The 5318-nt window shown below is 56.1% G+C and carries 8 protein-coding genes; 6 read left to right on the forward strand and 2 right to left on the reverse strand.

Going from position 1 to position 5318, the window contains the following annotated elements:
- From BM198_RS29155 to BM198_RS29175, 5 genes are all read left to right on the forward strand, one after another.
- Positions 1-228 (forward strand): multicopper oxidase domain-containing protein (locus tag BM198_RS29155; RefSeq protein ID WP_167368501.1); only part of this gene is annotated, 228 nt, incomplete at its 5' end.
- A gap of 12 nt (positions 229-240) precedes the next feature.
- Positions 241-555, forward strand: a complete 315-nt coding sequence (locus BM198_RS29160) for a hypothetical protein (RefSeq protein ID WP_074974287.1) — start codon at positions 241-243, stop codon at positions 553-555.
- Positions 545-1636 (forward strand): copper resistance protein B, encoded by a 1092-nt coding sequence (locus BM198_RS29165; protein ID WP_074974289.1) that lies wholly within the window; start codon positions 545-547, stop codon positions 1634-1636. The genes BM198_RS29160 and BM198_RS29165 overlap by 11 nt, the downstream gene beginning before the upstream one ends.
- Before the next feature lie 9 nt (positions 1637-1645).
- Positions 1646-2488 (forward strand): c-type cytochrome, encoded by an 843-nt coding sequence (locus BM198_RS29170; RefSeq protein WP_074974291.1) that lies wholly within the window; start codon positions 1646-1648, stop codon positions 2486-2488.
- Entirely contained in the window at positions 2478-2921 is a 444-nt protein-coding gene (locus BM198_RS29175) for a DUF411 domain-containing protein (protein ID WP_074974293.1), read from the forward strand. The genes BM198_RS29170 and BM198_RS29175 overlap by 11 nt, the downstream gene beginning before the upstream one ends.
- 180 nt (positions 2922-3101) lie before the next feature.
- Here BM198_RS29175 and BM198_RS29180 read toward each other — a convergent pair whose 3' ends face one another.
- Together BM198_RS29180 and BM198_RS29185 are read right to left on the reverse strand one after the other, a co-directional pair.
- Positions 3102-4427 (reverse strand): OprD family porin, encoded by a 1326-nt coding sequence (locus BM198_RS29180; RefSeq protein WP_074974295.1) that lies wholly within the window; start codon positions 4425-4427, stop codon positions 3102-3104.
- A gap of 157 nt (positions 4428-4584) precedes the next feature.
- Positions 4585-4917: a DUF2790 domain-containing protein gene (locus tag BM198_RS29185; protein WP_074974297.1), complete on the reverse strand. Its 333-nt coding sequence runs from the start codon at positions 4915-4917 to the stop codon at positions 4585-4587.
- A 177-nt stretch (positions 4918-5094) separates the two neighbouring features.
- Here BM198_RS29185 and BM198_RS29190 point away from each other — a divergent pair.
- On the forward strand, positions 5095-5318 hold a 224-nt coding region (locus BM198_RS29190; RefSeq protein WP_139233742.1), incomplete at its 3' end, for a transposase.

Genomic DNA, 5318 nt, shown 5'->3' on the forward strand with positions numbered 1-5318 from the left:
GTCAACGACACCATGATGACTCACCCGATCCATCTCCATGGCATGTGGAGTGATCTGGAGGATGCGAACGGCAATTTCCTGGTGCGTAAACACACTATCGACATGCCGCCAGGCTCCAAGCGTAGCTATCGAGTGACGGCCGATGCGTTGGGGCGTTGGGCCTATCACTGCCACCTGTTGCTCCACATGGAAATGGGCATGTTCCGTGAAGTCCGTGTGGATGAGTAAAGGAGATTTCTGATGAGCACTTTTATGAAGCGAAATGCCCTTGTTGGCAGCGCAGTTATGTTCAGTCTTTTGGCTGCTCTGCACGCACCTGCATCATGGGCAGGTGAGGGGCACGGTGAGCACGAACAACATGCTGCCGAGTCGGCTGCGCCCAACGCCACCAGTGGCAAGGCTGCAGATCAATCGAAGGATAAGGCCGCTGGCCAGCAGATGGATCATGGCACCATGGATCATGAGGGCATGAACCACGACGGTATGAAGCACGAAAACATGATGGATAAGCATGGCGGCACCGAGGCCGAAGCAGGTTCGAACCATGACCACTAGGTTTTCACGTCCGTCCCTTATAGCGTTAGCCGTATCGCTGAGTGCGTTCAGCGGCGGCGTTACCCAGGCTGCGGAAGAAATGGATCATTCGGCAATGGGGCACGGCTCCATGTCGATGGACCATAGCCAGATGGATCACGGTTCCGCCAAAGCGCCGATGGAGGGCATGGATCACAGCAAGATGGATCATGGTGCCATGCAGAGCGAGTCGGGCAGCATGGACCATAGCCAGATGGGCCACAGCCAGGGCCAAGAGAAGGCCCCGGCCATGGACCACAGCAAGATGGGGCACGGCACCATGCAAGGACAGATGGAGGGCATGGATCACTCGAAGATGAATCATGGCTCCGCTGAAGCCCCGAGAACCACCAGCCGTACGCCGATTCCCGTTCTGACGGATGCTGATCGTCAAGCGGCTTTCCCGCCACTGCCTGGCCACAAGGTGCACGACAGCGCCATCAACAGCTTTTTCCTGCTCGATCAGCTCGAATACCAGGACGCAGATGAGGGCAGCACTCTGGCCTGGGATGCGTCGGGTTGGGTAGGCGGTGATATCAACCGGGTGTGGTTCCGCTCCGAAGGCGAGCGTACCAACGGCGTGACCGAGGATGCGGAATTACAGCTGTTGTACGGCCGCTCGATCGGCCCCTGGTGGGACGTCGTCGCGGGCGTTCGCCAGGACTTTAAACCGGAGTCGCCGCAGACTTGGGCCGCCTTCGGTGTTCAGGGCATGGCGCTTTACGCCTTCGAGGCCGAAGCCACGGCGTTCGTGGGCGAGAATGGCCAGACGGCTGCCCGATTGGAGGGTGATTACGACATTTTGCTAACCAACCGGTTGATCCTACAGCCGACTGCCGAAGTGAACTTCTACGGCAAGAACGATCCTGAGCGTGGCGTGGGGTCGGGGTTGGCCAATACTGAACTCGGCTTGCGTCTGCGCTACGAGATTGTCCGGCAGTTTGCCCCCTATATCGGCGTTTCCTGGAGCCGCTCCTATGGCAACACGGCTGACATGGTGCGCGACGAGGACGGTGATGTAAACGAGGCGCGTTTTGTCGCCGGTATCCGGATGTGGTTTTGAGAACCTGACATGAAAAGAACAATTAAAACTTTGGTGGCGGCTGGTGTAGTCGGTAGCACAGCTGTCCTGGCCGGTGCGTACTATGGCGTGGTCAACGTGGGGGCCGACGATCCTCATTTTCCCGCAGTGAGCGCGTTTCTCACGATGGCCCGTGACCGCTCTATCGAGGTTCGTTCGCGGGACATCGAGGTTCCCAATCTCGATGATCAAGCTCTTATTCGCACCGGGGCGGGCAACTACAACTCCATGTGCATCGGCTGTCACTTGGCGCCAGGTGTGGCGGAGACCGAGCTGAGCCAATCGCTTTATCCTGCTCCCCCAAATCTCGCCAAGATCGGTGTCGATGGCAATCCCTCTGCAGCATTCTGGGTAATCAAGCACGGCATCAAAGCTACAGGTATGCCTGCTTGGGGCAAGAACATGGGCGATCAGTACATCTGGGGCATGGTTGCCTTCCTCAACCAGCTGCCGACGATGGATGGCAAACAATACCAAGCACTCGTCGCATCCAGTACCGGCCATCAACATGGTGGTGGAGAAACGCAGATGCATAACCATGAAGGGCAGCACGGCGACAACAAGCCTGGCGATCATGGCAATAGCGGCGGTGGCGAAGACCATCATGGAACAGGTGATGCCGGAGAGCCTGGTCATCACGATACTGCGGCTACGGATAACGGCGGTGACTCCGCTTCTGAGGCTGACCACCACTCGGATATGAGTGCCGATGACCACCATGCTGGGAATGAGGCACCTGCCAACGGAGGCGATCATCACTCCAAGCAGGCTCCGAATGCCGCGCCCAAGACCCACACCCACGCTGATGGCAAAGAACACGTACATGAAAACTAACTATCTGGCCTTACTCGGCGCTCTCTCCATCACATCTGCGGTTCAAGCAGCTGATGCCCTGACGATTGATGTTCATCGTGATGCCAATTGCGGGTGTTGCAAGAAGTGGATTACGCACCTCGAAGCGAATGGCTTCAAAGTCGTCGACCATGTCGAAAGCAACATGACGGCAGTGAAGCAAAGTCTGGGTGTTGCGCCACGCTTGGCGTCTTGCCACACCGCGGTGATTGACGGCAAGTTCGTCGAAGGACATGTGCCAGCGGCTCAAGTCCTAGAACTCAGCAAGCGTAATGACCTCGTGGGCATCGCTGTTCCCGGGATGCCGGCCGGCTCTCCCGGCATGGAAGTCGATGGCGTACAGCATGTCTACCAGGTCATTGGCTTGACCAAGACGGGTGCTGATCAGATCGTGGCAGAATATCCCGCTCAGTAGCAGCTCCTGCCACCATGGCCGCTTGTGCATCGAGTGACCGACGCTTTTTCAAACCACCCGTCAACCTAAGTAAAAAAGGCACCCGAAGGTGCCAAGGGCTGTCTCCAAACCAAAGGAGCACTACGAGGGGACAGCAGGACCAAGGCGCGAGCGGGCAACCAACCCGCTCGCGCACCGAGGTTAGAGAACTTCCAGCGGGTACTCGACAATCAGGCGGACTTCATCAAGATCGGACTCGTAGTCGGTCGCGCGAGTGGTCATTTGGCGAACACGGAAAGACATATCCTTCAGTGATCCAGTCTGCACAACGTATTTGGCCTCGATGTCCCGCTCCCAGCGCTTCTGGTTGGTCAACGGATCGCCGTTGTCATCCCGACGCATATAGACCTCGTTGGCATTGCTGTAGTCGGCATCCCAGCCTTGGGCATACCGAGTCATGAAGCTCAATCCAGGCACACCGAAAGACTCCATATCCAGGTCATAGCGCACTTGCCATGACTTCTCCTTGGGCGAGTTGAAGTCGCTGTACTGGATGGAGTTGTCTAGATAGATGGAGTCCGATTGGCGCAAGTAGTCGAAGTCATCATCGCCATTGTTGCGCTGTAAACCTACCAGCACTGTGTGAGCGCCGAACTGGATGCCGACCTTACCGCTAAAGATGTTGTTATCGAAGCGCCCCAGGAGTTGCTTACCTTCATCGACCGCCTTGTAGTAATTCAGCCCACCGATCAAGGTGACATCGTCCGCAAGCGGATAGCTCAGCGTGGTGCCCGCGTAGTATTGATTCCAGGCATCCTTGAGGCGACTGGTGTAGAGACTGAAGCCGACGTTGTCATTAAGCGTGTAATCACCACCGAAATAGGCGATCCATGGCGAGTCCACTTCGCCCGCGTAGAAGGTAGCGAAGCCGTCGCGCAGGCTGCTGGTATTGGGTTGGCTCATCGAGTGGAGGCGACCGCCTTGAAGCGACAGTCCTTCCACGCTGCTGTTGGTCACGGTGATACCTCGGAAACTCTCCGGTAAAAGCCGCGCATCACCGTATTGGACGACCGGGCTGACGGGAAAGACGTCGCCCGCCTTGATCTCGGTATCCATGAACCGAGCTTTCACCGCGCCACCCAGTTTGGAGTAGTTGTCCTCAGCCTGCCCCAGGCTGTTGTAAGGCAGCACATCGACTGAGCCGCCGGCTCCTGAACGGCCGTCGCCAGTGTCAAGTTTGAGCCCTAGCATTGCAAAGGCATCGACACCAAAGCCTATAGTGCCCTCGGTGAAGCCAGACTCGAATCGGCCTATCACGCCATGCGCCCACTCCTCCGAATAGCCATTACCTGAACTGCTGGACTGGCCCTTACGGAAATCGCGGTTGAAGTAGAGGTTTCGATTGAGGATGGTCAGGCTGCTGCCTTCGATAAATCCCTCGCCTTTCTCGCCGGCGGCCATTGCAGCTTGGCCGATGCTGACGCTCAGAGCGAGCAGAGAAAGCCCTAACAAAGTCCTGTTATTCATAAGTGTTCCTGATGTTATTGGCAGTTGTCATTGTGTGGTTGCATATATGTGCCAAGCGCGCCGGGCATAGCCAAGGCGCGCTTTGAGTATATTTCCACATGCCAAATAACACCAAGGCGACATGAAAATTACATTTCAGTCAGCGTAATGTCATTTATTAATTCTTGTTCCGGCAACCTGTTCCGGCTGCCCGGTATTCGAGAATATTCAGATTGCCGTTGGAGTCCTCGTAGGTCATCTGAGCCGGCATCACATCGCAGCTAGAGTCCGTCCGGGTAGTGGCCACGACTTTGGCGATATCCAGTTTCATGCCGTAACGGTAATGAATAACTTCAGGCGGATTCTTTCCGTTAGCTGCAGCATATTCTTGCATGGCCTGCTCATTGGCCTGAATCATCCGACCATAAACACGATCAGCGCCACCTTCTGCCAGAGCGGCAGAGGAAGCAACCATAACGGTAAGTGCTGCAATAACGTTGAGGCTTTTCATGTTTAATCACTCCTTCAAGGTGGTGATTAAAATATATCTGCTCAACCTGTCATAAAAATGAAGTCAAAATTACATCGCCGTAATGCTTCCTGCCGCGTTACCCGGGCAAGTCAACTTAGGTTCTGTACGAAAAGTCGGTACAGGTAGAATCGCCACCATGATTAGCTGGAGGCCCACATGGCAAGGCGCTACGAACTCCCAGATGCGGACTGGGAGTTGATCAAGGATATGGTTTCCCCGGAACAGAAGATGGGCCGACCTCGAAGTGATGACCGGCTGGTGCTCAACGGCATCTTCTGGATCCTCTGCTCCGGAGCCGCCTGGCGTGATCTGCCGGAACGTTTCGGCCCGTGGTCGACGGTTTATCAACGGTTCCGTGACTGGCGAGACGACGGCACGTT

It is taken from the genome of Metapseudomonas otitidis (genome assembly GCF_900111835.1).
In the GTDB taxonomy this organism is placed as follows: domain Bacteria; phylum Pseudomonadota; class Gammaproteobacteria; order Pseudomonadales; family Pseudomonadaceae; genus Metapseudomonas; species Metapseudomonas otitidis.

Bases quoted from the DNA above. Each gene is read 5' to 3' on its own strand.
- BM198_RS29165 (WP_074974289.1), top strand. From the start codon at position 545: ATGACCACTAGGTTTTCACGTCCGTCCCTTATAGCGTTAGCCGTATCG.
- BM198_RS29160 (WP_074974287.1), top strand. From the start codon at position 241: ATGAGCACTTTTATGAAGCGAAATGCCCTTGTTGGCAGCGCAGTTATG.
- BM198_RS29175 (WP_074974293.1), top strand. From the start codon at position 2,478: ATGAAAACTAACTATCTGGCCTTACTCGGCGCTCTCTCCATCACATCT.
- BM198_RS29170 (WP_074974291.1), top strand. From the start codon at position 1,646: ATGAAAAGAACAATTAAAACTTTGGTGGCGGCTGGTGTAGTCGGTAGC.
- BM198_RS29185 (WP_074974297.1), bottom strand. From the start codon at position 4,917: ATGAAAAGCCTCAACGTTATTGCAGCACTTACCGTTATGGTTGCTTCC.
- BM198_RS29180 (WP_074974295.1), bottom strand. From the start codon at position 4,427: ATGAATAACAGGACTTTGTTAGGGCTTTCTCTGCTCGCTCTGAGCGTC.